We start from the raw sequence: 25,632 nt of genomic DNA, 5'->3' as shown, positions 1-25,632 counted from the left end.
GAGTGTCAAGGATCAAGCGGAGTAGGTCCGTCAAGGATCACCCGAAGCTGAACAGGCCCACCAACAGCTCGTGGGGGGCAACTGATCTATCAGTCGACCAATGCGGCCACGTCCAGACGAAAGATGCGATCTCGGACGGTCACGGCTTCAGGTCGACGGGGCGGAGGCGGCCTGTGCGGCTGACGACGTAGATGAACGGGCCTGGTTGATCGACCAGCGCCTCGATCTCTCGCCATCGAGTCATGAGCACCTCCAGCTGTGCCCAGGTGTTCTTCGCATCCTGGCTGGCGAGATTGACCATCTTGGCGGCGTTGTCCCGTACGGCATCGATCTCGGCCCGGTTACCCTGAATCTCCTTGTCTCGGGTGATGATGAGCCACCCCTGAGCCGCCACCGCCGGAATCCACACCGGGTCCTTGGTGGCTGGCGTAGTGACGATGCACGGTGGCCTCAGTCGCTTCTTGATCCGGGCGCCCGGATCGCCCGGGTAGGTGAAGTCAGCTCGCTCCTGGGAGACCAGCTTCGCCAGGCCGAGCACGTCCGCATCGAGATAGAAGCGGGGTGCGACCGGCTTGGGTTGACTCACGCTGCGCTGTTGACCAGCTCGTATGAGAGCGCCCAGCGCACCTCGGCGAGGCTGAGACCGAAGGTTCCGGCCAGGTCTTCTTCGTCCTCACCGGACTCTGACTGCTCGAAGAGGATGGACGTGCTGATGCCACCGATCGAGGGAGAACCGAACCGCATGTCGGGATCGATGGTGACGGGTGAGTCGCCTCGGTCGTCAGGGCGCCACTGCTGGGCAATGTCATCGACCCAGGTCACTCGGTCATAGAAGGCCTGAGCAGCCGGCAGGAGCATGTACTGACCGCTGACGGGTGCGACGAGAGCGAAGTCCGCTCCGAGGTGGGCTTCGTCCTGAGCCTCGACGACCAGCTTGCGTTCGGCGACATACGGATGCTGGTGGGCGAGAGGGTAGGGCACGTCGAAGTGGTCCCTCAGCAGCGCAATGAAGCTCCGCAGTTCCAGCATCGGAACCTGGAGGTCTTGCCGGTACTGCCGGAGAAGGCCAGCCTCGATGAACTCGGCCCACGTCACTCGGTTCGACCCGGTGGCTTCGGCTCGGATGACCGGCTTGTACGTCTTGTTGCGACGGGTGCCGCCTTCGAGCCAGTAGTGCAGCGTCGAGGGGGCAAGGCGAAGCAGCCGAGCCGCTTGGGACTCGGTGTACATCTCACGGTCGAGGACAGTCAATGCTGGCACGTTGCCAAGTCTGGCATCAGCCACAGACATATAGCTGCATCCCGCTGGGCTGTCGGACTGGCTCTGCCCGGTCGAGCGCGACCGGATGCATCAGGGGCCTGCGTCAAAGGCCCGGAGCGCCACTGCTCGCCATCTGGGCCTCCGTGAAGCTTCTCGCCAACAGACCATCCCACGAGTTCGGTCAGCCCAAGGAGGACTCGAGGTGGTGGATGGCCGCCGTCACGCCGTCCTCTGCCCGGATGAGGGTGCCGAGGTCAGCGGCGCGACGGCTCATGGCGGCGTCGGTGGTGGCGGCGAGCAGAGCGTCCCCGAGGTTCTCCGCCGTCAGCCGCTTGCGCGGGATGGGGGTCGGTCCGGTGCCGAGGCCGTGCACACGAGAGGCCCAGAACGGCTGGTCCACCGCGAACGGGACGACGACGGCCGGGACCCCGGCGCTGAAGGCGGCGCCAGTGGTGCCGGCTCCGCCGTGGTGCACGACGGCGGCCAGCTGCGGGAAGAGCCAGTCGTGCGGGGCCTCGGCGGTGACGAAGACGTCGTCGCCGCTCCGGCCGGCGAGCCCACCCCACCCGGACAGCAGCACGGCCCGGACACCGGCGCGGCGGACGGCGGCGAGGACCAGGTCACTGAGCGCCTCGGGGTCGCGGCTGGACATGCTGCCGAAGCCGACCCCGACCGCTGGCGGACCGGCGGCCAGGAAGTCGACCAGCGCGGCCGGGGGGACCCAGTCCGCGGCGGCCGGGAGCGACCAGTAGCCGGTGATGCGACGCCGCGGGCCCCACTCGGGTGGCTGGGGGACCACGTGCGGGCTGAAGCCGTAGACGGCGGTCGGGCTGTCGCTGGTGCGGACCCGGCGCCGGGGAAGGCCGAGCTCGGCCCGGATCCCGCGGTTGGCGGCGCCGAACATGGCCTGCAGGGCCAGAGCGGTGACCCGGTGGCTCAGCCTGCGGCCCGGTCCACCGAGCCAGCCGGGAACCTGGGGCAGCAGCGGGCCAGGAAAGGCCGCGGTGGGTGGGCCGAGCGGTTGCAGGTGCGCCTCGACGTAGGGGACGCCCAGCTTCTCGGCGACGGGGCGTCCGGTGAGGGAGCCGCCGATGCCGGCCATCACGAGGTCGACGCCGTCGGCCGCGGCCAGCACCTCGGATGTGGTCGTGCCGATGGTTTCCTGCATCTGCCGGCGCATCAGCCGGTTGCGCTCGCGGGCGCCGAGCTCGGCGGCACCGCCCAGCTCGCGCACCGAGGCCTCGGTGTCACCCGTGGTGGCGGTCAGGTGGACGCCGTGGCCGGTGACGAGCTCGCGGAAGCCGGCCGTGGTGATCATGATGACCTCGTGTCCGGCAGTCTGCAGGCCCAGAGCCAGGGCGACGTAGGGCTGGACACCACCGCGGGTGTCGAAGGCGACGAGAGCGATCTTCATGGAGGTCTCTCCTTGACGGGTGGACGGGTGGACGGGTGGACGGGTGGACGGATGGCCGGGTGGCCGGGGAGAGAAGGCATGGCAGAGCAGCCGTCTGGTGAGCTGAAGACGGATGAGGAGGAGGGACCCGAGGGCGGTGCCCAACTGAGTCAGGGGGCGGTGAAGGCCGGCTCCACGACAGACAGGGCGCGTTCGAGGTGGGGGCGGACTGGCCCCGAGCGGCCTTCCTGAGTCCAGCTGCCCAGCGCGATCCGCACCGCGGTGAAGCAGCAGCCGACCATCAGGGGAGCCCGCACCCGGGCGTCGGGCGCGTCACCGAGACGGGTCACCAGCGCTCCCGAGATGCGGGCTTCGAACCGCGCAAAGGTGGCCAGCTGACGACCGGCGAGGCCGGGGTTGTGCTCCTGGAGCTGGAGGAAGCCGAGGAAGGCCTCGTCCTCCACGGCGCGGTCGAGGTCGTCGGCGAACAGCTCCGTCAGGTCCGGCCACGCGAGCTCTGGAGGCCCCTGGCGCAGCGCCTCCAGCTGCGGGTCGCCCAGCTGGAACAGCGGTAGGAGTGCCGACTCCTCCTTCGACTCGAAGTAGTTGAAGAAGGTCCGAGTCGAGACTCCTGCTCGTTCGGCGATGGCCTCCACGGACACGGACGCCAGACCGTACTCCAGACCCAGCTCGAGTACCGCACGGCGCAGTGATGCGCGGGTGAGCCTCTTGCGGCGGTCCCGCCCGTGCTCGCGTGCCGCGACCTCCGGAGTCATCTCCAAACCATTGCAGTGAATGCAAGTTGCGTCAAGTGCAAGCCGAACGAGAGGCAAAACGAGCCGTCGCGAGGGTGTCCGGCGGTGCGATGATCAGACTGACCTCCGAGTCGCCCGCTCGAGGTATCAGGCCGCGCCGGCTCCGCTCTTCCCACCAGACGAGGCCGCTGGCCGAGGAGGAGACGACGATGTCCGTAGCTGTTGAGCGACCGGTCGAGCAGCCGGATCCGTTCGTGGAGAAGTCGTTCCAGAACCCCGCGCTCGAGTGCGACATCGTCATGAAGGGCGGCATCACGAGCGGGGTGATCTACCCGCTGGCGGTCTGCGAGCTGGCGCAGACCTATCGGCTGCGTTCGGTCGGCGGGGCGTCCGCCGGGGCGATCGCCGCGGCCGCGGCCGCCGCCGCCGAGGTGGGACGCTCGGCGGCCGGACGGCAGGTTCCGGTCTCGGCAGCCGCGGCAGCCGCGGCAGCCGTCGGAGCCAAGCCGCAGCTGCCGCCCGGCTTCCTCGGCCTGGCGGAGTTCCCCACGTTGCTCTCGGCGCTGCAGGCCGACGGCCGGTCCCTGCTGTTCCACCTGTTCCGGCCCCAGCCCACGAGCCGGCGGCTCTTCGCGTTCCTCACGGCCGGGTTGGACGAGGTCTCCCGGCTGCGCGGCAACCCGGGGGCCGGGGCGATCGTGGGCGCCGTCCGGCGGTTGCTGACCGGGCTGCTGTCCCGGTCGAAGCTGCGGGCCGTGCTGGGTGTCCTGCCCGGCCTGGTCATCGCGGCCGTGGGGGTGGTCGGGATGGTCGACACCTGGGGCTGGCCCTCGCTGGTCCCGTCGGCGCTGCTGGTGGTGCTGGGGCTGGCGGTCGCCCTGGTCGGGCTGTTCGTCGGCGCCCTCACCGCGGTGCTGAGCGACCTCCGCCAGCTGCCGGCCGTGGGGTTCGGCATCTCGTCCGGGCGCGGCGGCAACGACAGCGACCTGGCGCTGACGCCGTGGTTGTACGAGCGGTTGCAGGAGCTCGCCGGCCGGCCGACGGACCAGCCCCTGACCTTCGGCGACCTCCGGGCCGACGACGTCGAGCTGAAGGTGATGACCACCAACCTCAGCCGGGCGCAACCGCTGGCGATGCCCTGGAACGACGAGACCTACTTCTTCGACCCCGACGAGTTCCGGCACCTCTTCGGCCTCACCGTCACCGAGGCCATGGTGGACAACCCACCGCCGCTGCCCACCGACCCGGCGGAGCGCCGCGAGCGCGAGCTGCTGCTCGCCGCTGCGCTACCCAAACGGCCCTTCCCGCTCGCCGACCAGCTGCCGGTCATCGTGGCCGCCCGGATGAGTCTGAGCTTTCCGCTGCTGATCGCGGCCGTCCCGCTCTACACCGTCGACCCGACCACGGCGGCGAACCTGGCCTACCGCACGGCCGCGGCCGCGTGGCTGACCGAGTACCCCGTGGGCACGGTCGAGAGGCACCCGAAGCCCTTGACCGCGAAGCCCGAGTTCGACCGCAACTGGTTCTCCGACGGTGGCCTGACGGCGAACCTGCCGGTGCAGTTCTTCGACTCACCGCTGCCCACCCGGCCCACCTTTGCCATCGATCTCGCCTCCTTCGCCCCGGGCCAGCGGCGGCAGGCGGACGAGTGTGAGAACAGCTATCTGCCCACGCTCAACCAGGTGGTGGGCGACTACCGACGGACGGCCCACTGGGAGGACCAGGGGGCGCTGTCGCAGCTGCTGTCGTTCGGGATGTCGTTGGTGCAGACGGCGCGCGGCTGGGTGGACGAGGCGTCGCTCGTGCTGCCCGGGTTCCGTGACCGCGTGGTGACGGTCTACCAGGACGGCAGCGCGGGTGAGGGCGGGCTGAACCTGGCGATGCCGCCGGCGGTCGTCGAGCGGCTGAGCTACCGCGGTCGGTGCGCGGCGCAGAAGCTCGTGACGCGGTTCGGTCCCGAGGGCGGCGGCTGGGAGAACCACCGCTGGATCCGCCTGCGCACGGCCACGGCCGGCCTGAGCGACTGGCTTGCGGCCTTCGAGCACGGGTACGAGGGGTCCTCCCCCTTCTACGACAAGACGTTGGCCTCGCCGGACGAGCAGCCCTCGTACCCGGTCTCGGACGGGCGGCTGGCCGCAGCCCGGACCCGGGTGGCCGAGCTGCGCGAGGAGATCGCGATCTGGGCGGAGGCGCCCGCGGACGCCTTCACCGACAGCAGACCCCGGCCTGCGCCGGCGCTGCGACTGACTCCGCCGGCCCTGTGAGCCGGCCGGTCTCGAGGGTCCGGGCTCCGGGCTCGGTCAACACCGAGGTCCGAGCAGCACAAGCCCCATCGCCGGAATGGGCGACGAGGCTGCGGTGGACGAGGGTGAGTGAGAGGCGAGAGAATGCTCGGGGGTTCATCCCCTCGCCCCTCGCGGATGACGCTACGCCCTGAGAAACCCCTGAGTACAGCATTCGTCATGTCCAGTTCTGGACATGTCCGCTTCAGGACACCGGGATGCGAATGCTGGATCGACCGTAAGTTCGGTTGTAACGTCAAGCGAGGAGTTGGGACGATCGGGGGATCGCACTCCAGCCAGGAAGGGCAGAGCCGGCCCTGATCCGCCGGCTCTGCCCGCCCCGCTCGTCGTGGTCGAGCCGCTCAGCCGAGTCACCTGACGAACCGCTCGTGCGCGAGCCGCCCCTCACGAACCGGACGCGGCGAGCAGGGCGAAGGACACGAGCCAGTGGGTGGACATGAAGTCCCCGGTGACGATCTCGCGCTCGACGACCTCGACCTGGGCCGTGGTGGCGGTCGCGACCCGCTGCTGTTCGGGAGCGGCCAGGTGGGGGGCGAGCCGCCGCAGCTGCCAGGCGCGCGACAGTCCGAGGCCGAAGAGGTGGACGAGCTGGCCGTCCGTCCGGTCCCGTACCTCGGGAACCTCCAGCAACCGGTCGCCCGCCTGCCCCAGGCCGGGGAGGAACGCGGGCAGCCAGTCGGCGAGCTCGGCCGGGGTCAGCACCCGGCTCATCAGGTCCGCCTCGCAGAGGGCGGGTGAGAGGAAGTCGTTGCCGCTGGGCTCCCAGTGAGCCGGGTAGTCGCGGTCCGCGGCGAACCAGCGCCGCGCGTGCTCAGCGACTGCCGCGACCACGTCGGCGCGGCCCATCCGGCCGAACGCCTCGTGCGCCAGCGCCGCCGCGAAGGCGGTGTTGCTGTGCACGCCGTGGCGGACGGGATAGGCCAGCCGCGGCAGCCAGTCCAGCAGCAGGTCGGCCACCGCGTCGGCGACCGGTTCGAGCGCGGCGCTCCAGGCGGGGGCACGGTGGTGCGGGCAGTCCTGGGTGGCGGCGGCCAGCGTCGCCGCCCAGGCCCAGCCGTACGGCCGCTCGTAGGAGGGCCGCGCCCGCAGGTACGCCGCCTCGACCTGCCCGTGCCCGGGGGTCAGCCGGTCGTCGAGGACGGCCGCGAGCCGGGCCGCGAGGTCGTCGCTCAGCCCGTCGGGGGCGAGGGTGAGCAGCCGGACCGCCGACCACTGCATATGGGCCGAGGAGTGCCAGTCGAAGCTCCCGTGGAACGCGGGGTGCAACCGGACGGGATCGGCGTCGGTGTCCTCGGCACGGAGCGTGACGTGCGCCGCGCCGTAGGGGTAGGTCGTGCCCAGCACCCGCAGCACGGTCTCGGCCCAACGCGGGGCCCGAGTCGTGCGCCAGTCGGACCTCGGCGGAGTCGTCACCGGGACCTCACTCATCGGGGGAACGCGAAGAGGTAGAGGATCGCCACGTTGCCGACCCACAACGGGATGGCGGTGGGGATCTGGGCCTTGATCGGGCCGTAGGTGTCCTTCAGCTCGAGCAGGGCGGCCGGCACCAGGTTGAAGTTGGCGGCCATCGGCGTCACCAGCGTGCCGCAGAATCCGGCCAGCATGCCGAGCGCGAAGACGACGGCTGGCGTCCCGTCGTACTGCTGCACCAGGACCGGCCACCCGACTGCGGCCGTCATGACGGGAAAGGCCGCGAACGCGTTGCCCATGATGATCGTGAACAGCGCCATCCCGAGGCAGTAGATGATCACCGCGAGCAGCAGGATTCCCTTGGGCAGCACGGCGTTGGTGATCCGCTGGACCGCGGTACCGACGCCGGACGCGGTGAACAGCAGGCCCAGCGTGGCCAGGAACTGGGGCAGGATCGCGGCCCAGCCGATGTGGCCGAGCAGCCGGTCACCTTCCCGCAGCGGGGTGATCGGGCTTGGGACCCGGAGCAGGACCAGGCTGACCGCAAAGGCGACCAGGGCGGCGACGCCGAGCCCGATGATCGTGGCCGAGCCGGTCTGCAGCAGGGGTTGGCCGCCGGTGTTGATCTTGCTCAGCACCGCCCCGAAGATCACTGCGACCAGAGGGATCACGAGGGCGGGGATGAAGAGCCGGTTCCTGAAGTGGTCCGCCAGCTGCTTGCGCTCGACGGGTGTGGTCGTCTGGTCACTGCCGCGGCCCGGAAAGCCGACGGCGGCCAGGACGGCGAGCGCGAGCACGGCCACCCCCTCGACCCACGCGGGCCCGGTCTTGGCCACCACGAAGGTGCCGTAGCCGAAGGTGAAGGCGAGCAGGCCCCAGAAGACGGCGCTGCCGACCCTCTTCGGAGCGCCCCGGTCGGTCAGCCGCAGCACCGCGACGATCGCGAAGAACAACCCCACCAGCCAGTAGAACCACTCGACCTTGATCATCGGTCGCCCCCGCTCATCGAAGCGGCTCCTCGAGGTCGGCGGCAGGCAGCCGGGCGAGGGTGCGGTCGAGCCGCAGCATCCGGAAGCCGTGGATCGCCAGGGCGCAGACGGCGCTGGGGATGGCCCAGACCGCGATCTGCAGGGCGTCGAGCTTGAGCCCGTACGTCGCGTCGACGAAGCCGGTGATCAGCAGGATCGAGCCGACGGCCACGAAGATGTCCTCCCCGAAGAACAGCCCGACGGTGTCCGCGGACGCCGCGTAGGAGCGCACCTTCTCCCGCGTCGGGTCCGAGAGCTGGCCGTGCACCCGCTCGGCCGCCGCCTCGGCCATGGGGGCGACCACCGGCCGGACGGCCTGCGCCGGTCCGCCGATGGCGGTCAGGCCGAGGGCCGCAGTCACCTGTCGGATCAGCAGGTAGACCGCCAGCAGCCGGCCGGCGGTCAGCCCGCGCAGCTTCTCGATCAGCCGACGGGCCTGGTCCTGCAGCCCGTAGCGTTCGATCAGGCCGATCACCGGCAGCACGACGATGAACACCGTGACCGAGCGCGAGCCGGCGAACCCGGTCCCGAAGGCGTTGATGATCTCCAGCGGGGACAGGCCGGAGATGAGTCCGGCGGCGATTCCGGAGACGGTGACGACCAGCATCGAGTTGATCTTGAGGGCGAACCCCACGACCACGATGGCGACGGCGAGCAGCACCCACATGGGGTCAGCCTCGCAGTCGCCCCGAGGCGTCCCGCTTCGCCCCTGGCCCATGGGGTGCGGAGCGTAGGGGAAGCCCCTGCCCTCGACCCCGTCGAGGCTGGCCGACACCCGATGGACTGTGCCCCTTCCGAGCCGGACGTGCGGGCGCGATCTGGCCACCCTCGGCGCGCGACTGGCCGCGCCTTGCGGGGTCAGGGCAGGTAGCCGACGGGAGCGTTCCGCTGGAGGTGGGCGGTGGCTTCGCCGATCCGGTCGACCCCGGCCCCGGCCAGGTGCAGCTCTGAGAGCTGGTGCAGCACGACCGCGCCGTCGAAGCCGCAACCGGCCAGCTCGGCCAGGAACAGGCGGTAGTCGAGCAGCCCGCATCCCGCGGCCCGCCCGCCGGCGTCGCCGTCGTGGTCGAGGTCCTTGGCGTGGGCCAGGACGATGTCGGGCCCGAGCAGGGCGAAGGCGTCCCTCAGGTGCTCGGCCTGCCGTTCCAGATCGCCGCGGTGGAAGAGGTTGGCGGGGTCCATCACCACCCCGAGCGCGGGGCTGCCCAGCTGGTCGATCAGAGCCCGGGCTCGGGCGGCGGTGTCGATCACGTTGTTGTGTTCGGGCTCGAAGGCCAGCCGGACGCCGGCCCGCTCGGCGACCGGGACGGCCACCCGCAGCTGAGCGGCCAGGTCGTCCCAGGCGGTCGCGGTCCGGCTGTCCGGATGGTGCTCCCACATGATGTCGGCCCGGGTGCCGGAGCACAGCGTGACCACGTCTGTCCCCAGCGCCGGAGCGAGCTCGATCAGGCGCAGCAGGTGCTGGAGGTTCCGCCGGCGCCGCTCCGGGTCGGGGTGGGCCATGTTGTAGGTGCCGTCCACCGCCGCGACCCGGAGGCCCCGCTCGTCGAGGGCGGCCCGGCTCCCCTCCACGAGCTGCGGGGTCAGCGCGTCGCCGAGCACGTCGAGCCCCCGCAGCAGCGCGTCGGTGACGCGGACTCCCGGGACGGCCGAGCCGAGCTGCAGCTGGACGGTTCGGAAGCCGTGGTCGACGACCGCGTCCAGCACCTGGCCGAGGGATCCGCTGAACTCCGTGGTCATCACCCCGAGCTCGGCCACCGGGCTCCTCCCTGCTCGCGCCTGCGGTGACGACCGACCGGTCGCAGCCGAGGGTCAAGATACTCCGAGGCGCGGACGGCGACCTCGGTCGAGGCTCGTGCTCTCGGGGCCGCGTCTAAGGTCGTGGACATGGACAGGTGGAACCCTTCGGGCAAGGTCGTCATCGTCACCGGCGCATCGTCGGGCATCGGTGAGGCGACGGCGCGGGCACTGCACGAGGCGGGGGCGCTGCCGGTGCTCGCCGCGCGACGGGGGGACCGGCTGCAGCAGCTGAGCGCCGACCTCGATGGCGCGCTCGCCGTACCCACTGATGTGACCGACGCCGGCCAGCGTGCGGCGCTGGTCGAGGCGGCGCTGGCCCGGCACGGCCAGGTCGACGGTCTGGTCAACAACGCCGGCGTCAGCCTGCAGGGTCCGCTCGACCAGGTGGAGCTCGAGGAGTTCCGTCGGGTGCTCGACCTCAACGTCGTCAGCCTGGTGGGGATGACCCAGGCCGCGCTGCCGGCGCTGCAGGCCAGCGGCGCCGGCCGGATCGTCAACATCAGCTCGGGCACGACCACGATGGTGGCGCCCGGAGTCGGCGCCTACGCCTCCACCAAGTCGGCGGTGAACATGATCAGCGCGGTCTCCCGCCGCGAGCTCCAGGACACCGGCGTCGCGGTGTCGCTCCTGCTGCCCTCGATCACCGCGACGGAGTTCGCCGGCGGGGCGTTCCGTGACGGTCGCACACCGCGGCCCGGGATGGTGGCCCACAGCGCCGGCTACGTCGGCCGGATCGTGCTGCGGATGCTGGTCACGGGCGAGGAGCGGATCGACATCCCGCACGGCCTGGAGCAGCCCGAGCTGACCGAGACCCCCGCCTGACGCAGAGCCGGAGCAGTCACAGCTAACGCACAGGTCGACCAAGGTCCAGCACAAGTCCGGACGGGCATGATCGATCTCGGCCGAGGCTCCTCGGCGGAACGACCTAGGGGACGCCTTGACCACACCACTGACCTCGCGGGCGGTCGGCGCGGCACTACCGCTGCCCGCCGTCGACGACCGTCGCGCCCGGCTGGACGCGGCGGTGCGGCTGGCGGGCCTGCTCGGGCTCTGGGGCAGTCTGCTGCTGGTCACCTACTGGTGGGACGTCGACGGCGGCATCGGTGACCTCGCCGGCTGGGCGTCCGGCCTCATGTCGGTCGGTCGGCTGTCGGGCCTGCTGGCCTCGGTGCTGATGCTGGTCCAGGTGCTGATGATGGCCCGGCTCCCGTTCCTCGAGCACGCCTTCGGCGCCGACCGGCTCGCTCAGCTGCACCGCATCGTCGGCTTCACCTCCTTCGACCTCCTCCTGCTGCACCTCGTGACGATCATCTGGGGCTACGCGGAGGGTCGGCTGTCGGCCACCCCGGCCACCGCCTGGCACCTCGTCAAGGACTACGGCGGCGTCCTGCTCTCGGTCGCCGGCTTCGTCTGCCTGGTGATGGTGGTGTTCACGAGCATCCGCGCCGCTCGGCGCAAGCTGCGGTACGAGTCATGGCACCTGATCCACCTCTACGGCTACCTCGGTGCGGGTCTCGCGTTGCCGCACCAGCTGTGGGCGGGCCAGGAGTTCCTGCTCTCACCGGCCCGCACGGTCTTCTGGTGGACACTCTGGATCGCCACGGCGGTGGCGGTCGTGGTCTGGCGGGTCGGCCTGCCGGTGCTGCGGACGCTGCGTCACCGGCTGCGGGTCACCGCTGTGGTTCCCGAGGGTGACGGCGTGGTCTCGGTCTGGCTGGGCGGTCGGTCGCTCGACCGGCTGCCGGTCGAAGCCGGACAATTCGTCCACCTGCGGTTCCTCGCGGGAACGGGCTGGTCCCGCGGAAACCCGTACTCGCTCTCGGCGGCGCCTGACGGCCACTCGCTGCGGATCACGGCCAAGGCGGTCGGCGACGGCAGCGCCCGGCTGGTGGCCCTGGCGCCCGGCACCCGCGTCGTCGTCGAAGGCCCCTACGGCCGGCTGAGCCCGCGCGCCCGGTCGCGTCGCCGCGTCGCCCTGATCGGCGCCGGCGTGGGGATCACGCCGCTCCGGGCCCTGGCCGAGGGCCTGGAGTACGCACCGGGTGAGGCTGTGCTGCTGCACCGCTACGCCGGCCAGCCGCTTTTCGCCGACGAGTTCTCCCGGCTGGCCGCCGACCGTGGGCTGCAGGTGGTCCCGCTGCCGGGACGGCGCCGCGACCCCGGGTCCTGGCTGGGCGACCGGGTGCCGGCCGAGGTGAGCGACGCGGCCGCCCTGCGCTTCTGGGTGCCCGACCTGGCGGATCGCGACGTCTTCGTCTGCGGCCCGGACGCCTGGGCGATGACCGTCCAGCGCCTGGCCGAGGAGGCTGGGACGCCGCGGGACCACATCCACGTGGAGAGCTTCGGCAGCGGCGCGACCGCGCCGTCCCCGGTGGGCGTGGTGGCGCGATGAGGCGGATCGTGCTCTGGTTCGCCAGCACGGTGACGGTGGTGGTGCTGCTCTTCGGCTACCACACCTCGACCAACGACACCTCCGACGCCCAGACCGTCGCCAGCTCGGGCAGCACGGCCGGCGGCACTGCGCTGACGACCAAGACCACCCTCGGCTCAGTGGCCCAGACCCGGTGGGGTCCCGTCCAGGTCCAGATCACCACCAGCGGACACACGATCACCGAGGTCACCGTGGTGCAGCAGCCGGACGGCAACCAGCGCGATGTCGAGATCAACGAGCAGGCCCTGCCCACCCTGATCTCGGAGACCAAGGACGCCTCCAGCGCCGACATCGACATGGTCAGCGGAGCCACGGTCACCAGCCAGGGCTACCTGGAGTCGCTGCAGGCCGCACTCGACAGCGCCGGCTTCTGATGAGCCAGGTGGCCGACCGGGTGGCGCGGTTCGTCGTGCAGACGATGGGCATGCCCGTCAGCCTGGCCCTGCGCGGACGGCACGCCGCGACCGCCGAGGGGCGGCAGGCGTGGGACCGCGTGGTGGCCGAGCTGGCTGAGGTCGACCGGGTGTTCAGCACCTACCGGTCCGACTCGTGGGTCAGCCGGCTCGGTCGCGGTGACGTCTCCCTGGACGCGTGCCCGCCCGAGGTGGCCGAGGTGCTCGCCCTGGGTGACCAGGCGGAGCGAGAGTCCGACGGCGCCTTCGCGGTCCGGCGACCGGACGCAGACGGCCGTCTCGCGCTGGACCCTACGGGTGTGGTCAAGGGGTGGGCGGTGGAGCGCGCCGCGACGCAGCTCGACCAGCTGCCCGACACCGACTACTCGCTCTCGGCCGGCGGGGACCTGACCTGCCGGCTCCGCACCGTCGACGGCGCCCCGTGGCGGGTCGGGATCGAGAACCCGCTCGACCCGGACCGGCTCGTCGCCGTGGTCCCGGTGACCAACGGTGCCGTCGCCACCTCGGGCACCAGCCGGCGCGGTGGTCACCTCGTCGACGCGCGCACCGGCCGGGCCCCGACCGGCGTCGCCTCGGTCACCGTGCTGGCACCCTCGCTGACCTGGGCCGACATCGACGCCACCGCCGCGTACGCGCACGGCCTGGACGCCGCCCGCTGGCTGGGTACCCGTACCGGGCGGCGTGGCCTGGTGGTCTGGGCGGACGGCACCACGACGCTGGTGGAGGCCGCCGCCTCCTGACCGGCGGGACGTCGCCGCGGGCTCCGGCAGCGCGGCCAGCGCGCCGGGTCAGCCACCGCCGGTGCTGCTCACATGCCGACGATGACCAGCTCGGTGCGGGCTGCTGTCCGGTGATCTCCGGGGCGGGGCGAGGATGGACCCCGGGTGAACCCGCTCGCCCACGAACCACCACGACAATGAGGGCTCGCATCATGAAGATCGGCGTCATCGGCACCGGACAGTTCGCCCGGAGCTTCCTCGCCCTGTGGCAGCTGCACCCCGACGTCGAGGAGGTGTACGTCACCGACCTCGTACCCGAGCGCGCGGCCGAGCACGTGGAGCGGCACCAGCTCGCAGGCAGCTTCGCCTCCGTCGAGGAGCTGCTGGCCTCCGACGTCGACTCGGTCGCGGTGATGACCCAGCGCTGGAGCCACGGTCCGCTCGTCCTGCAGGCCCTCGACGCCGGTAAGAACGTGTACTCCGCGGTCCCGATGGCGATCAGCGTCGAGGAGATCGAGGCGATCGTGCGGCAGGTCGAGCAGACCGGCCTGATCTACATGATGGGGGAGACCAGCTACTACAACCCCGCTGTGGTCTGGGCCCGCAGCCAGATCGCCGACGGTGCCTTCGGCCGGGTCTTCTACTCCGAGGGCGACTACCTCCACGACATGGAGAACGGCTTCTACGCCGCTTACCAGTACAGCGGCGGCGAGGACTGGAAGCCCACGGCCAGCTACCCGCCGATGCTGTACCCGACCCACGCGATCGGTGGGGTGCTCGGGGCGCTGCCGACCTTTGCGACCTCCGTCAGCTGCATCGGCATCCCCGACGACCGCGGGGACGGCGTCTTCGATCGGGAGGTCTCCCGGTGGGGCAACGACTTCTCCAACATGACCGCGCTGTTCGAGCTCGCCGACGGCAGCGCCCTGCGCACCAACGAGTTCCGCCGGCTCGGCTACTGGAAGGGGCACGAGTCTCGGTTCCGCTTCTACGGCACCGAGCAGGTCTTCGAGCAGTCCGGTCACGGGGCTACGTTGAGCGTGAAGACCGCGGGCGAGGACTACGCCAAGGGCGAGACCCGCGACGTCAGCGCTCTCTTCGTGACCCACGGCGGGCAGCTCCCCGAGGACTTCGGGGATGTCGACCCGGCCCTGATGCAGAGCTTCGCCTCCGGCACCGCACCGGTCCAGGACCGCTCGCGGCTGCCGAAGGAGTTCGAAGGCGCCCACAACGGGCACGAGGGCAGCCACCACTTCCTCGCCGACGACTTCGTCCGCGCCGTCACCACTGGGACCCCACCCCCCGTCAGCGCCTGGAAGGCCGCTCGCTTCACGCTGCCCGGTGTGGTGGCTTGGGAATCGGCGCGTCAAGGCGGCGCTCGCCTGCCCGTTCCCGACTTCGGCGACGGCGCGGTCAACCCGGCCTGGTGAGCGCTCCGAGGTCGGAAGGGACACCGTTCGACAGGCTCAGGGTCGAGGGACCGTCATTGACAGGGTGAAACCTGTAATGACAGGATGCTAGCCCGGCGCAGGCACCCCAGGAGCGATGTGGCTACCTCGACCCCCGTCCGTCTCGGACCGATCGGCACCGGCTGGAGGTCGGAGTTCGTCGCCCGGCTCGCCCGCCAGGTGCCGGCGGCGTCTGAGCGCAACCCGCTGGCCGAGGCCGGTGCGGACCACCCGATCTCTCTGGCCGTCGGTGGGTCGATCGCCGGCGGGCAGCCGGTGACCATGTCGGTCGAGGGTAGGTCGACCGGGGCGGTGGCCCGGTGACCTGGGTCGAGGGCGCCGTCGTCGTGGTCACCGGAGCCGCGGGCGGAGTGGGCCAGGCCACCGCCGGATGGCTCGCCGAGCGGGGCGCCACGGTCTTCTCCCTGGACCGGCGCCGACCGGACGCACCCGTCGGCACCTTCGTGCCCGTCGACGTGCTCGAGCCCTCCGCGGTCGAGGAGGCGGTGCAGCAGGTGGTGGCGGCGTCCGGCCGGATCGACGGGCTCGTCGCCGCGGCCGGGTTGTCGGAAGAGCCGACGCCGGCGGAGCAGATGAGCCTGGAGGTCTGGTCGCGGACCCTCGGGGTCAACCTGACCGGGGTCTTCCTGACCTGCCAGGCCGTGGGCCGGGTGATGCTCGAGCAGGGCGCCGGTCGGATCGTCACGGTCGCGTCCATGTCGGGCGGGCACGTCGTCAACGTGCCCCAGCAGCAGGTGGCCTACAACACCTCCAAGGGCGGTCTCGTCGCGATGACCAAGTCGCTGGCGTACGAGTGGGCGCCCCGCGGGGTCAGGGTGAACGCCCTCTCTCCGGGCTACGTGGACACGCCGCTGCTGGGCAGCAAGCACGACCTGCACGAGCTCTGGAAGGCCGCGACCCCGGTCCGCCGGTTCGCCGAGCCTGACGAGGTCGCCGCGGCGGCCGCCTGGCTGCTCGGGGACGAGGCCGCGTTCTGCGTGGGCGCCGAGCTGTTGATGGACGGCGGCTACTCCCTCGCCTGAGGGAGGACGCCACCTACGGAGGAGCCCGATGAGCACGATGCGCGCGGTGGTCTACGACCGTCCGGGGCAGTTCTCCGTCCGGGAGCTGCCGGTACCCGAGCCCGGGCCGGGTGAGGTCCGGCTGCGGGTGCTGGTCGCAGGGGTCTGCGGCACGGACCTGCACCTGCACGCGGGCGAGTTCGGCCCGACCTACCCGTTGACGCCCGGCCATGAGTTCGTCGGCGAGGTGGTGGCCCTGGGTGAGGGGGTCGGTCCCGGCCTGCTCGGCCACCGCGTCGTCGTCGACAACACCGCCTCCTGCGGCCGTTGCGTGGAGTGCCGGCGGGCGCGTCCGGCGTACTGCCGCCACCTGGTGGCCCAAGGGGTGAACGCCCCGGGAGGCTTCGCCGAGCAGGTGGTCACCGACGCCGACCGCTGCTTTCTCGTGGACGACCTCGAGCCGGAGGTCGCCGTCCTCTCCGAGCCCGTGGCCTGCGTGGTGCACGGGCTCGACATGCTCGACCTGTCGCCCGGCTCGGACGTGCTGCTGTTCGGCGCCGGCCCGACCGGGCTGATCCTCACCTCGCTGCTGGCCCGCTCCGGAGCCGGCCGGCTCGTCGTGGCCGCACCCACCCCGGCGAAGCTCGAGCTGGCCCGGGCGCGGGGCGCGGACGAGACCGTCCAGCTGGACCGCGCCGACCCGGCCGCAGCCGAGGCCCGGTTGCGTGAGCTGGCCCCGGACGGCTTCGACGTGGTGATCGACGCGACGGGTGCACCGGCCGTGCTCGCCCCCACCCTCGGGCTCACGCGGACCGGCGGCACCGTCTTCGTCTACGGCATGACGCCGGAGGCGACGCAGTGGCCCGTCTCGCCCTACGACATCTTTCGGCGGGAGCTGACGGTGAAAGGCTCCTTCGCCCAGCAGTTCTCCTTCGACCGGGCGCTCAGCGCGCTGCGGACCGGCCGGGTCAGTTCTGAGGGCCTGATCACCCGCCGGTTCGGGCTGGAGCAGTACGCCGACGCGCTCGCGGCCGTGGCCGACAGCAGCGTGGTGAAGGTGGTGCTGGTCCCCTGAGCTCAGTGGGTGAACAGAGGCCGGGTAGTCGCGGTCGTCGTCTACCCCAATCCTGCGTCGTTCAGGTCAAGACCCGCATCAGCGGCTCGACGAGTGGGTCGGCGTGGCGCTGCAGCACGACCTCGAAGCGGCTGCGGTCGCCGCGGTGGTAGGCGACGAAGACCTCCACCGGCCGTGGCGCCCCGTCGGAGGCGTTCCCGTAGGAGGTGCTGCGCAGCACCAGGACGGGCGCGCCGGGCGGGATGGCGAGGGCGCTGGCCAGGTCGTCGGAGGCCACCGCCGCCTCGACCCCACGCCGCCCGTGGGTGAGGACGACGCCGTAGCGGTGCTCGAGCAGGGCGTAGAGCGACTGGTCGGCCAGGTCGGCGGTGAGCAGCCCGGGCGCCAGGTCGGCGGGCAGGTAGGTGGTGGCCAGCACCCATGGCTCGTCGTCGACGAGGCGCAGCCGTTCCAGCACCACCACCGGCGCGCCGGGCGGCAGTCCCAGCTGGGCCGCGATCTGTTCGTCGGCGGGCACCTGCTCGAGCCGGCGCACCTCGCTCCGCAGGTGGGAGCCGCGGGCCGCCACGTCCTCGTACAGACCGGTGAGGGACTGGACGAGGTGCTCGGGCGTCTTCTCCGGCGCGACGAAGGTGCCCCGGCCCTTGACCCGCTCGATCACGCCCTCGGTCTCGAGCTCGGCGAGGGCCTGCCGGACGACCGTCCGGGACACGTCGTAGGCGGCGCAGAGGTCGTGGTCGCCGGGCAGCCGGTCGCCCGGGGCCAGCTGGCGCTCACGCAGGTCGGCCAGCAGGATCTGCTTGAGCTGGTGGTAGAAGGGCAACGGCGACGAGCGGTCGATCGCTGCAGACATGGCCTGAGCGTAATCGTTGACGTCCTGTACGTACAGGACTACCTTTTGCGGGTGCCGAGCCCCCAGACGTCGACGTCGGTCGTGCTGGCCACCAGCCGGTCGTTCTCCTCGGGCGACCTCGACCTGACCGGCGAGCTGGCCGAGGCCGGCTGTCGGGTGGTCACCGGACCCTCGGGTCACGACCTGGAGACCCTGCGGCCGTTGCTGGCCGAGGCCCGGGCCTGGGTCGCCGGCACCGGACCGGTCACGGCCGAGCACCTGGACGCCGCTCCACAGCTGGAGATCGTGGCCCGCTACGGGGTGGGGACGGACGCCGTCGACCTGACCGCGGCCGGCGCGCGCGGGATCCTGGTCACCAACACCCCGGGTGCCAACACCGGTGCGGTCGCCGACCACACCGTCGCCCTGCTGCTGGCGGCTCTCCGCGACGTCGCCCCCGGCGACCGGGGCGTCCGGGCGGGCCGCTGGACGGTGCAGCGCACCCGCGAGCTGGGCAGCCTCACCGTGGGGATCGTGGGCCTCGGCCGGATCGGTCGTGCGGTCGCCGCCCGGCTGGCCGGCTTCGGCTGCCAGCTGCTCGGGCACGATCCCTGGGTGGACGAGGACCAGGCGATCGCGCTGGGGATCACGCCCGTGGGCCTCGACGAGCTGGTGGGTCGCAGCGACCTGCTCACGCTGCACGCGCCGGGTGAGGACGTGCTGGTCGACGCTCGTCTGCTGGACGTGGTGCGGCCCGGCGCGGTCCTGGTCAACACCGCGCGTGCCGGTCTGGTCGACGAGGACGCGGTCGCGGCGGCCCTGCGCAGCGGCCGACTCCGGACCTACGCCACGGACGTGCTGGCCACCGAGGCCGGCGCGACGTCGCCGCTGCTCGCCGAGGACCTGGCGGACCGGACCCTGTTCACCCCGCACGCCGGAGCCCAGACCGTCCAGGCGGTCGACGCGATGGGCCGCGGGGCGGTCGACGCCGTCCTCGCCCAACTGCGCGGCGAACGACCCGCCAACCTCATACCGACTCCTGGAGGAGCCGCGTGAGCAGCACCGACCCGCTCGCCGACCTCCGGCGCGCCACGGTGGTCGCGGTGCTGCGGGCCCCGTCCGCGGCAGCCGCGCTCGGCGCGACCGAGGCCCTGCTGGCCGGCGGCGTCCGGGGGATCGAGATCACCTACAGCACACCGGACGCGGCCGAGGTCATCGCGGAGCTCCGCCGGCGGCACGGCAACGAGGTCTACCTGGGTGCCGGCACGGTGCTCACGTCCGCGCACGCGAGGGAGTCGGTCGACGCCGGTGCCCAGTTCCTGGTCAGCCCCGGCACCCGGCCCGAGCTCGCGGCGGCGATGCTCGGCACCGGAGTGACCGTGCTGTCCGGCGCGCTGACCCCCAGCGAGGTGATGGTCGCGGTCGACGCCGGCGTGCACGTGGTCAAGCTGTTCCCCGCCTCGCTCGGCGGTCCGGCGTTCCTGCGCTCGCTGCGTGGCCCGTTCCCCGACGTCCCCTTCGTCCCCACCGGCGGCGTGAACGCCGACAACCTGGCCGAGTGGCTGGCCGCGGGAGCGGTCGCGGTCGGCGCCGGCAGCGAGCTCTGCTCGTCCGCGGCCATGGCTGCCGGGGACTGGGAGACGATCACCGCGACGGCCCGGCAGTTCTCCGCGGCGGTCCGGGCAGCTCGGGGGCCTGCGGCATGACGCCAGGCGCGGACTCCGTGATGGGCTTCGTCGGGGTGAGGACCGCCGGCTCGTCGATACGACGGGTGTTCCCCGAGTGGGCCGACGCTCTCGGGCTGCCCACCCGGACCCTGGTGGGGCACGACCTGCCGCTGGACTCCCCGCCGGCGGCGTACCGGGCCGTGGTCGAGATGATCCGCGACGACCCCCGGCACTGGGGCGCCCTGGTCACCACGCACAAGGTGGCCGTCCACGCCGCCGCGGCTGATCTCTTCGACGAGCTCGACGAGCTGGCCACCACGTTCGGCGAGATCTCCTGCATCGCGAAGCGTGACGACCGGCTGGTCGGCAGCGCCAAGGACCCCGTCACCGCCCGGCTGGCCCTGGAGGAGTTCGTGGCCCCCGACCACTTCGGCCGGACGGGCGGGGCCGCGCTCGTCCTCGGCTCGGGCGGGGCCGGGACGGCGCTCAGCCACCAGCTGGGGGGTCGCGCCGACGCACCGGCCGTGATCGTCTGCACCGCACTCGACCGGGCCGCTCTCGACCACGCCCGTGCCGTGCACGAGCGGGCCGGGCTGCCCCCGGGTCGGTTTCGCTACGAGCTCACCGCCGGTCCGGACGACGCCGACCGGCTGCTGGCCGCGCTGCCGCCGGGAAGCCTGGTGGTCAACGCCACCGGGATGGGCAAGGACCGCCGGGGCTCACCGCTCTCCGAGGCGGCGGTGTTCCCGGAGCAGGGCGTGGTCTGGGAGTTCAACTACCGCGGCTCCCTGGAGTTCTGGCACCAGGCGCTCGCCCAGCAGGAGTCCCGCAGCCTGAGTGTCGTGGACGGGTGGCGCTACTTCGTGCACGGCTGGACGCAGGCGGTGGCCGAGGTGTTCGACGTGGCGATGCCGGCGGCCACGGTGGATGAGCTCGGCCGGATTGCCGCCCGGTTCCGGTGACCACGACCTGATGCCCGGCCCCGTCCGCACCGTCCTCGGCGACCTCGACCCGTCCGACCTGGGCCACACGAACTACCACGAGCACCTCTTCCAGGTCAGCCCGCTGCTGCCCGGCGAGGAGCTCGACGACGAGGACGCGAGCCGGGCCGAGGCGGCCTCGCTGGCCGGGTCGGGCTTCACGGCGGTGGTGGACGCCACCCCCACCGGGCTGGGCCGGCGCTCCGCCGCGCTGGCCCGGATCAGCGCCGCCACCGGGCTGCGCGTCGTCGCCACCACCGGAGCGCACCGGGAGCCGCACTACGGGAGCGGGCACTGGCTGCTCGACCTGACCGAGGTCCAGCTGGCCGAGCGCTTTCGCCGCGACGTCGTCGAGGGCATGCCGGAGTCGGACGGTCCGGCGTCCGGGCCTCCGGCTCGCAGCCCCGAGGGTGGGCCGGTCCGGGCCGGGGTGGTCAAGGCCGGCATCGGCCACTGGAGCATCAGCGCGTTCGAGCGACGGGTCCTGGCGGCCGTCGCGGCTACCTGGCACCAGACGTCCGCGGCCGTCATGGTGCACCTCGAGCACGGCAGCGCGGCCTTCGAGGTGCTCGAGCTGCTGGCCGGGCACGGCGTGCCCGCCTCGGCCGTGGCCCTGGCCCACGTGGACCGGCTGCCGGACCCGGGCCTGCACGCCGAGCTGGCGGACCTCGGCTGCTACCTCGGCTACGACGGGTGGGCCCGTACCCAGCGTTGGCCCGACAGCGTGCTGCTGGAATGCCTGCTGCGGGCCGCCGGGGACGGGGCGGCGACGCGGATTCTGCTGGGCGGGGACGTCGCGCGCCGGAGCCGGTACCGCGCGTACGGCGGCCTGCCCGGCCTGGCCTACCTGGGCGAGCGGGTCCTGCCGCGGCTGGCGCGCGACGCGTCCCCCGAGCTGGTCGAGGCGCTCCTGGTCACCAACCCCGCCCGGTGGCTCGCCGGGGACGACGCGCACGAGGGAGGACGACGATGACGGCACCACCGGTACCCCCGGTCGCGCTGACCCTGCGGCCCGAGGTGGGGCGGCTGGGCGGCAGCAACGGCCGCTACGAGAGGTTCCTGGCCGACCTGGAGGGGCTGTACCGCGACGCCGACGCGTACCGGCGGGCGCTGGCCGCCGACGACGGCCGTCCCGTCTACTGGGTCGAGAGCAGCCAGACCGAGGACGGTCCGGGCGGGTTGATCACCGGCATCAGCGTCCTCGAACCCGGCACGGTGGGGGAGGAGTACGCGATGACGCGTGGCCACCTGCACGCGATCGCCGACCGCTCCGAGCTGTACGTCGGGCTGGCCGGCCGAGGCGTGATGATCTTGGACGACCTGGGCGGAAACAGCCAGGTGGTGGAGATCAACCCGGGCCAGGCCGTCTACGTCCCCGGCGGCTGGGTGCACCGCAGCGCCAACGTCGGTACCGAGCGCCTCTCCACCTTGTTCTGCTACGCCGCCGACGCCGGCCAGGACTACGCGATCATCGAACGGGCGGGCGGGATGGCTTCCCTGGTGGTGAGGGACGGCGACGGCTGGGCCGTCCAACCCAACCACGATCATCTCGGCTACACGGTCCTCCCGGCATGATCATCTCCCACGACCTCGGCACCACGGGGGACAAGGCCACGCTGGTCAGCCTCGAGGGGAAGCTGCTGGCCGCCGTCACCTGTCCCTACGCGACGGACTTCGGGCCGCGCGGCAAGGCCGAGCAGGACGCGGAGGCGTGGTGGACCGCCGTCTGCGCCGCCACCCGCAGCCTGCTCGAGCAGTCCGCCACCGACGCCGGTGAGGTCGAGGTCGTCTCGTTCTCCGGCCAGATGATGGGGGCTGTGCTGCTCGACGGGGCCGGCAGCCCCGTCCGGCCCGCGATCATCTGGGCCGACACGCGGTCCGTGGCCGAGACGGCGACGCTGGTGGAGCGGGTCGGGATGGAGCGCGGCTACGCGATCACCGGGCACCGGCTCAATCCCACCTACTCGTTGAGCAAGATCGTGTGGGTCCGCGAACACGAGCCGGAGGCGTTCTCCCGGGCGCAGCGGGTGCTGTTGGCCAAGGACTTCGTGGCCTACCGGCTGACCGGCGTGCTGGCCACCGACCCGTCCGACGCGTCCAGCACCAACGCCTACGACCAGGCGGCGGGGGACTGGTCGGCCGAGCTGCTGGAGGCTGCGGCCCTGCCCCGGTCGCTGTTCCCGGACGTGGTGGCCTCGACCGCGGTGATCGGCACCGTCACCGCGGAGGCGGCGGGCGCCTCCGGTCTCCGGGCCGGCACCCCGGTGGTGATGGGCGGCGGCGACGGCCCGATGGGCGCCCTCGGCGCGGGCATCATCGCCCCCGAGTCGGGGGCGTACGCCTACCTGGGCTCGTCCTCCTGGGTCTCGGTCGCCGCCGACGCCCCGCTGCACGACCCGCAGATGCGCAGCATGACCTTCAACCACGTCGTCCCCGGACGCTACGTGCCGACGGCGACGATGCAGGCGGGTGGGGCCTCGCTGGAGTGGGTGGTGGAGACGCTGGCGCCCGGGCAGGGGGACCGGTACCGTCGGCTGCTCGCCGAGGCGGCCGACGTCCAGGCCAGCGAGGACGGGCTCTACTTCCTGCCGCACCTGCTCGGCGAACGCTCGCCCTACTGGAACCCGGCGGCCCGGGCCGTCTTCGCCGGGCTGGGCCGCCACCACGGGCCGGCGCACCTCACCCGCGCGGTGCTGGAGGGGGTGGCGTTCAACCTCTACACCGGCCTGCTGGCCTTCGTGCAGAACGGGATCGCCATCACGGCGGTCGACGCGATCGGCGGGGCGGCCAACTCAGCGCTGCTGCTGCAGATCTTCGCCGACGTCTGGGGCGTTCCGGTCACCCGGCGGGACTTGGTGGACGAGGCCACCGCCGTCGGCGCGGCGATCGTGGGTGGCGTGGGGGTCGGCATCTTCGAGGACTTCGCGGTGGCCGGCCGCTTCTCCTCCGAGCTGACCACCCAGCATCCCGACCTGGCCCGGCACGAGCGCTACGGGCCCGAGCACGCTCTCTTCCTCGAGGCCTACCGGCGGCTGGAACCCTGGTTCGACAGGCTCTGACCGGCCGGCCCCTGAAAAACTCAGTCCAGTTGGGCTCGTGGCCTGGGCCGCCCGCGTGGGCGGGATGGTGTCAGCGAACTGGCCTGAGTTTCTCAGGGCGACGAAGGCACGACCCTCGGCCACCCACTCCTCGTGCAGCACCAGGTCGAGCGCGGCGGCGACCCGGGCCAGGGCGGCGGCGCCGACCCGGGACCAGGGCATCGGGGCCGAGGCGGCGTCGGGGCTTTGCAGGACGACCTGGGCGACCTCGTCCCGGTCGGGGTCGGGGTCGACCTCGCAGATCACGAGCCCGCCCGGCCCCACCAGGTCGCGACAGCGCTGCAGCAGGGCCGACACGTCACCGCCGATGCCCAGGTTGCCGTCCATCAGCAGCGCCGTGCCCCACCGGCCCTCGGCCGGCATCGGCTCGCTGACCAGGCGACGCAGCGCCGGGACACCGCGGGTCCGGGTGGCTTCGACGGCCCCCTGCGACATGTCGACGCCCAGCGCCGAGCGACCCGAGCGGGTCAGGGCCTGGACCATCCGGCCGGGACCGCAGCCCAGATCGATCACGGGCGCCTCGCACCGGGAGACCACCATCTCGTCCACCCGGTCGGCTTCGGCCGACCAGCGGCCCACGTCCAGCACCAGCGCCGACTCCTCCGAGCCTGTGGTGGCGCTGGTGACCCGCGCCGCACCCGCGTACACCGTGTCGAACAGCCGGTCGCAGCTCTGCTCGGCTTCGGCCCCCACCAGTGCGGCCCAGCGGCGGGAGAACCGCAGGTCGGGGTAGCGGGTGGCCACCGCCTCCGCGTCCTCGGGCAGGTCGACGTCCCGCTTCGGCGGCAGCAGCCGGACCTGCAGTCCGAGGTCGAACAGTCGGGCCAGCTGGGCCGAGCCGGTGCGGTCGGTGGACATCGGCACCCCCTCGAAGACCCCGGACGCCGCGCCCCGACGCAGCCCGATCGCCCAGTACCCGCCGTCCTCGGCCAGTCCGAGCAGGGCGTCGGCGCCGCCCCAGTCGACCTCGAGCTCGCGGCTGTGCAGCTGTGGGGTGTCCATCCCCACCAGCAGCGCCCGCTCGGCCGGCCCGGCCCAGACCGCGGTGAAGGCGGCGTCCAGCCGGTCGGCCAGGCCGCCCTCGGCCTGGGGGACGACCTGGAAGCCGTCGGCCCAGCCGGTCGGGTCGCCGTCGAAGGCCAGCACCCGACGGCCGACGTCGGCGCCGCGGACCACGTCGAGGGTGTCGCGCAGCGCGGCTGCGGCCAGCTGGGCGGCTTCGTCGGGGGAGAAGCGGGCCTGCAGCCGGGTCTTCGCCCGCCCGGGACGCGGTTCCTTGGCCAGCACCACCACGGTGTCGGCACGATCGCCGGGCGTCACCGCGCCAGCACCGCACTCATGTCCCGCACGGCCCTCCAGGCCCCCAGCGGCGTGCCCGTCACCTTGGAGCGGCCGCGGCGGGGGAGGTAGTCGACCTCCTGGCCCAGGACCCGCCAGCCGGCGTCGGCGGCGCGGACCACCGTCTCGACGGGGTAGCCGGAGCGGCGGTCCTCCAGGCCCAGAGCCAGCAGCGGCAGCCGGAGCGCGGCTCGCATCGGGCCGACATCGCGGAGGTCCACCCCCGTCCGTCGTCGGACCCGACGGGCGACCTCGACGTTGGCCAGCCGCAGCGACCACGGCTGGGCGTCGCGGCTGACCAGCCGTCGGGCGCCCACGACCAGGTCCGCCGTCCCGGCGCGCAGGGGAGCCAGCAGCGTCGGGAGCTGCTGCGGGTCGAGGCTGGCGTCGGCGTCCATCACCGCCACGAGCGGCGCCGTGGCCGCCAGCAGCCCGGCGTGGCAGGCGGCCCCGTACCCCCGCTGGCTCGCCCGGACCACGGTGGCGCCCAGTCGGGTCGCGATCTCCGGCGAGCCGTCGCGAGACCCGTTGTCCACCACCAGTGCGCGGTAGCCCTCCGGCAGCCGGCCCAGCACCCACGGCAGCGCCTCGGCCTCGTCCAGGCAGGGCAGCACCACGTCGCACGGCGCTCCGGCCAGGTCCTCGCTCACCCGTCGACCG

The 25,632-nt window shown here is 72.6% G+C and carries 24 protein-coding genes and 2 pseudogenes; 15 read left to right on the top strand and 11 right to left on the bottom strand.

The window, feature by feature from the left end:
* Positions 1-139: 139 nt before the first annotated feature.
* The 4 genes from ACFE7W_RS17695 to ACFE7W_RS17680 form a co-directional block, all read right to left on the bottom strand.
* Positions 140-586 (bottom strand): hypothetical protein, encoded by a 447-nt coding sequence (locus tag ACFE7W_RS17695; RefSeq protein ID WP_375426145.1) that lies wholly within the window; start codon positions 584-586, stop codon positions 140-142.
* A complete protein-coding gene (locus tag ACFE7W_RS17690; protein WP_375426144.1) occupies positions 583-1,260 on the bottom strand; it encodes a DUF433 domain-containing protein in 678 nt (225 codons plus the stop codon). The genes ACFE7W_RS17695 and ACFE7W_RS17690 overlap by 4 nt, the downstream gene beginning before the upstream one ends.
* Positions 1,261-1,441: 181 nt before the next feature.
* Entirely contained in the window at positions 1,442-2,674 is a 1,233-nt protein-coding gene (locus ACFE7W_RS17685) for a glycosyltransferase (protein WP_375426143.1), read from the bottom strand.
* Between the two features lie 149 nt (positions 2,675-2,823).
* Positions 2,824-3,429 carry a TetR/AcrR family transcriptional regulator gene (locus tag ACFE7W_RS17680; protein WP_375426142.1) on the bottom strand — a complete coding sequence of 202 codons (606 nt, stop codon included), beginning with the start codon at positions 3,427-3,429 and terminating at the stop codon, positions 2,824-2,826.
* Between the two features lie 188 nt (positions 3,430-3,617).
* Between ACFE7W_RS17680 and ACFE7W_RS17675 the strand changes: the two genes are divergently transcribed.
* Positions 3,618-5,672 carry a hypothetical protein gene (locus ACFE7W_RS17675; RefSeq protein ID WP_375426141.1) on the top strand — a complete coding sequence of 685 codons (2,055 nt, stop codon included), beginning with the start codon at positions 3,618-3,620 and terminating at the stop codon, positions 5,670-5,672.
* Positions 5,673-6,095: 423 nt separating this feature from the next.
* On the opposite strand, the gene ACFE7W_RS17670 is transcribed toward ACFE7W_RS17675, so the two are convergent.
* From ACFE7W_RS17670 to ACFE7W_RS17655, 4 genes and pseudogenes are all read right to left on the bottom strand, one after another.
* Positions 6,096-7,139 (bottom strand): DUF2891 family protein, encoded by a 1,044-nt coding sequence (locus tag ACFE7W_RS17670; protein ID WP_375426140.1) that lies wholly within the window; start codon positions 7,137-7,139, stop codon positions 6,096-6,098.
* Entirely contained in the window at positions 7,136-8,110 is a 975-nt protein-coding gene (locus ACFE7W_RS17665; protein WP_375426139.1) for a DUF979 domain-containing protein, read from the bottom strand. The genes ACFE7W_RS17670 and ACFE7W_RS17665 overlap by 4 nt, the downstream gene beginning before the upstream one ends.
* 40 nt (positions 8,111-8,150) lie before the next feature.
* A pseudogene (locus ACFE7W_RS17660) lies at positions 8,151-8,816 on the bottom strand (DUF969 domain-containing protein); the annotation flags it as partial.
* Positions 8,817-9,007: 191 nt separating this feature from the next.
* Positions 9,008-9,907, bottom strand: coding sequence for a sugar phosphate isomerase/epimerase family protein (locus ACFE7W_RS17655; protein ID WP_375426138.1), 900 nt, complete (start codon positions 9,905-9,907; stop codon positions 9,008-9,010).
* Positions 9,908-10,036: 129 nt separating this feature from the next.
* Between ACFE7W_RS17655 and ACFE7W_RS17650 the strand changes: the two genes are divergently transcribed.
* From ACFE7W_RS17650 to ACFE7W_RS17615, 8 genes are all read left to right on the top strand, one after another.
* Entirely contained in the window at positions 10,037-10,771 is a 735-nt protein-coding gene (locus ACFE7W_RS17650) for an SDR family NAD(P)-dependent oxidoreductase (protein WP_375426137.1), read from the top strand.
* 115 nt (positions 10,772-10,886) lie between these two features.
* Positions 10,887-12,341 (top strand): ferric reductase-like transmembrane domain-containing protein, encoded by a 1,455-nt coding sequence (locus ACFE7W_RS17645; RefSeq protein ID WP_375426136.1) that lies wholly within the window; start codon positions 10,887-10,889, stop codon positions 12,339-12,341.
* Positions 12,338-12,754, top strand: coding sequence for an FMN-binding protein (locus tag ACFE7W_RS17640; protein ID WP_375426135.1), 417 nt, complete (start codon positions 12,338-12,340; stop codon positions 12,752-12,754). Before ACFE7W_RS17645 ends, ACFE7W_RS17640 begins: the two co-directional genes overlap by 4 nt.
* A complete protein-coding gene (locus ACFE7W_RS17635; RefSeq protein ID WP_375426134.1) occupies positions 12,754-13,533 on the top strand; it encodes an FAD:protein FMN transferase in 780 nt (259 codons plus the stop codon). Before ACFE7W_RS17640 ends, ACFE7W_RS17635 begins: the two co-directional genes overlap by 1 nt.
* A 191-nt stretch (positions 13,534-13,724) precedes the next feature.
* On the top strand, positions 13,725-14,942 hold the full coding sequence (locus ACFE7W_RS17630) for a Gfo/Idh/MocA family protein (protein WP_375426133.1): 1,218 nt from the start codon (positions 13,725-13,727) through the stop codon (positions 14,940-14,942).
* A gap of 117 nt (positions 14,943-15,059) precedes the next feature.
* Complete coding sequence (locus tag ACFE7W_RS17625) at positions 15,060-15,284, top strand: hypothetical protein (RefSeq protein WP_375426132.1); 225 nt, start codon at positions 15,060-15,062, stop codon at positions 15,282-15,284.
* Positions 15,281-16,003, top strand: coding sequence for an SDR family oxidoreductase (locus ACFE7W_RS17620; RefSeq protein WP_375426131.1), 723 nt, complete (start codon positions 15,281-15,283; stop codon positions 16,001-16,003). Before ACFE7W_RS17625 ends, ACFE7W_RS17620 begins: the two co-directional genes overlap by 4 nt.
* A gap of 28 nt (positions 16,004-16,031) precedes the next feature.
* Positions 16,032-17,057 (top strand): zinc-dependent alcohol dehydrogenase family protein, encoded by a 1,026-nt coding sequence (locus ACFE7W_RS17615; RefSeq protein ID WP_375426130.1) that lies wholly within the window; start codon positions 16,032-16,034, stop codon positions 17,055-17,057.
* Between the two features lie 61 nt (positions 17,058-17,118).
* Here the strand turns inward: ACFE7W_RS17615 and ACFE7W_RS17610 are convergent, their stop codons facing one another.
* On the bottom strand, positions 17,119-17,910 hold the full coding sequence (locus tag ACFE7W_RS17610) for a GntR family transcriptional regulator (protein ID WP_375426129.1): 792 nt from the start codon (positions 17,908-17,910) through the stop codon (positions 17,119-17,121).
* Positions 17,911-17,961: 51 nt separating this feature from the next.
* Between ACFE7W_RS17610 and ACFE7W_RS17605 the strand changes: the two genes are divergently transcribed.
* The 6 genes from ACFE7W_RS17605 to xylB are packed head-to-tail and all read left to right on the top strand — an operon-like array spanning position 17,962 to position 23,595.
* Positions 17,962-18,945: an NAD(P)-dependent oxidoreductase gene (locus ACFE7W_RS17605; RefSeq protein WP_375426128.1), complete on the top strand. Its 984-nt coding sequence runs from the start codon at positions 17,962-17,964 to the stop codon at positions 18,943-18,945.
* A complete protein-coding gene (locus ACFE7W_RS17600) occupies positions 18,942-19,595 on the top strand; it encodes a bifunctional 4-hydroxy-2-oxoglutarate aldolase/2-dehydro-3-deoxy-phosphogluconate aldolase (RefSeq protein WP_375426127.1) in 654 nt (217 codons plus the stop codon). Before ACFE7W_RS17605 ends, ACFE7W_RS17600 begins: the two co-directional genes overlap by 4 nt.
* On the top strand, positions 19,592-20,518 hold the full coding sequence (locus tag ACFE7W_RS17595; protein ID WP_375426126.1) for a hypothetical protein: 927 nt from the start codon (positions 19,592-19,594) through the stop codon (positions 20,516-20,518). Before ACFE7W_RS17600 ends, ACFE7W_RS17595 begins: the two co-directional genes overlap by 4 nt.
* A 10-nt stretch (positions 20,519-20,528) precedes the next feature.
* Positions 20,529-21,509, top strand: a complete 981-nt coding sequence (locus ACFE7W_RS17590) for a phosphotriesterase (RefSeq protein WP_375426125.1) — start codon at positions 20,529-20,531, stop codon at positions 21,507-21,509.
* On the top strand, positions 21,506-22,111 hold the full coding sequence (locus ACFE7W_RS17585) for a glucose-6-phosphate isomerase family protein (protein WP_375426124.1): 606 nt from the start codon (positions 21,506-21,508) through the stop codon (positions 22,109-22,111). Before ACFE7W_RS17590 ends, ACFE7W_RS17585 begins: the two co-directional genes overlap by 4 nt.
* On the top strand, positions 22,108-23,595 hold the full coding sequence (gene xylB, locus ACFE7W_RS17580; protein WP_375426123.1) for a xylulokinase: 1,488 nt from the start codon (positions 22,108-22,110) through the stop codon (positions 23,593-23,595). The genes ACFE7W_RS17585 and xylB overlap by 4 nt, the downstream gene beginning before the upstream one ends.
* A 291-nt stretch (positions 23,596-23,886) precedes the next feature.
* On the opposite strand, the pseudogene ACFE7W_RS17575 reads toward xylB, so the two are convergent.
* Both ACFE7W_RS17575 and ACFE7W_RS17570 read right to left on the bottom strand, forming a co-directional pair.
* A pseudogene (locus ACFE7W_RS17575) lies at positions 23,887-24,810 on the bottom strand (DUF2064 domain-containing protein); the annotation flags it as partial.
* A 140-nt stretch (positions 24,811-24,950) separates the two neighbouring features.
* The gene (locus ACFE7W_RS17570; RefSeq protein WP_375426122.1) at positions 24,951-25,622 is read right to left on the bottom strand and encodes a glycosyltransferase family 2 protein; all 672 of its coding nucleotides are present in this window, start codon (positions 25,620-25,622) and stop codon (positions 24,951-24,953) included.
* Between the last annotated feature and the right edge of the window lie 10 nt (positions 25,623-25,632).

The organism is uncultured Friedmanniella sp. (assembly GCF_964244285.1).
GTDB lineage: Bacteria > Actinomycetota > Actinomycetes > Propionibacteriales > Propionibacteriaceae > Microlunatus.
The sequence above is the reverse complement of the archived record's forward strand: the minus strand, read 5'-3'. Positions and strand labels throughout refer to the sequence as shown.

Coding starts and splice junctions, on each gene's coding strand:
- ACFE7W_RS17685 (WP_375426143.1), bottom strand. CDS start 2,674: ATGAAGATCGCTCTCGTCGCCTTCGACACCCGCGGTGGTGTCCAGCCC.
- ACFE7W_RS17680 (WP_375426142.1), bottom strand. CDS start 3,429: ATGACTCCGGAGGTCGCGGCACGCGAGCACGGGCGGGACCGCCGCAAG.
- ACFE7W_RS17675 (WP_375426141.1), top strand. CDS start 3,618: ATGTCCGTAGCTGTTGAGCGACCGGTCGAGCAGCCGGATCCGTTCGTG.
- ACFE7W_RS17670 (WP_375426140.1), bottom strand. CDS start 7,139: ATGAGTGAGGTCCCGGTGACGACTCCGCCGAGGTCCGACTGGCGCACG.
- ACFE7W_RS17665 (WP_375426139.1), bottom strand. CDS start 8,110: ATGATCAAGGTCGAGTGGTTCTACTGGCTGGTGGGGTTGTTCTTCGCG.
- ACFE7W_RS17650 (WP_375426137.1), top strand. CDS start 10,037: ATGGACAGGTGGAACCCTTCGGGCAAGGTCGTCATCGTCACCGGCGCA.
- ACFE7W_RS17640 (WP_375426135.1), top strand. CDS start 12,338: ATGAGGCGGATCGTGCTCTGGTTCGCCAGCACGGTGACGGTGGTGGTG.
- ACFE7W_RS17635 (WP_375426134.1), top strand. CDS start 12,754: ATGAGCCAGGTGGCCGACCGGGTGGCGCGGTTCGTCGTGCAGACGATG.
- ACFE7W_RS17630 (WP_375426133.1), top strand. CDS start 13,725: ATGAAGATCGGCGTCATCGGCACCGGACAGTTCGCCCGGAGCTTCCTC.
- ACFE7W_RS17615 (WP_375426130.1), top strand. CDS start 16,032: ATGAGCACGATGCGCGCGGTGGTCTACGACCGTCCGGGGCAGTTCTCC.
- ACFE7W_RS17610 (WP_375426129.1), bottom strand. CDS start 17,910: ATGTCTGCAGCGATCGACCGCTCGTCGCCGTTGCCCTTCTACCACCAG.
- ACFE7W_RS17595 (WP_375426126.1), top strand. CDS start 19,592: ATGACGCCAGGCGCGGACTCCGTGATGGGCTTCGTCGGGGTGAGGACC.
- ACFE7W_RS17590 (WP_375426125.1), top strand. CDS start 20,529: ATGCCCGGCCCCGTCCGCACCGTCCTCGGCGACCTCGACCCGTCCGAC.
- ACFE7W_RS17585 (WP_375426124.1), top strand. CDS start 21,506: ATGACGGCACCACCGGTACCCCCGGTCGCGCTGACCCTGCGGCCCGAG.
- xylB (WP_375426123.1), top strand. CDS start 22,108: ATGATCATCTCCCACGACCTCGGCACCACGGGGGACAAGGCCACGCTG.